The sequence below is a fragment of the Pseudomonas sp. HY2-MNA-CIBAN-0224 genome, from assembly GCF_040310285.1.
Taxonomy (GTDB): Bacteria; Pseudomonadota; Gammaproteobacteria; order Pseudomonadales; family Pseudomonadaceae; genus Aquipseudomonas; species Aquipseudomonas helleri.
In genome coordinates this window covers 1-321 of the sequence record NZ_JBEOPQ010000314.1, presented here as the reverse complement: position 1 = coordinate 321, position 321 = coordinate 1, and the positions used below count along the sequence as shown (strand labels likewise).

At 49.8% G+C, this 321-nt stretch carries 1 protein-coding gene; it reads left to right on the top strand.

Annotation, left to right across the window (positions count from 1 at the left end; translation table 11 throughout):
* On the top strand, positions 1–321 hold a 321-nt coding region (locus tag AAEZ03_RS26545), incomplete at both ends, for a hypothetical protein (RefSeq protein WP_350582757.1).

Genomic DNA, 321 nt, shown 5'->3' with positions numbered 1-321 from the left:
AGTCAATGCTTGCGGCTTTCGCACCGGTGTCATCGACGATATGGTGGGCGTCAAAGTCGAGCGTATGGTTGAGTTCAAATCTTCTTATATCACGCATTGGGGTGACGCTGGCGGACAGATACCCGAAATCATCGTGTACGGCAGTCGAGGTACGCCAGAAGGTATGGCACAGCTAACACCTTATCCAGGTGGTTACTTCCAAATCCATGGCATGAGTAAAGCCATTACCTTGTTCAATGATGGATTGGTGGCCTCTAATAAAGGCAGCGCGCAGCCTAAGTTGCCGCAGCAATCTGTACATTATATCGAAGATGGCTGGGA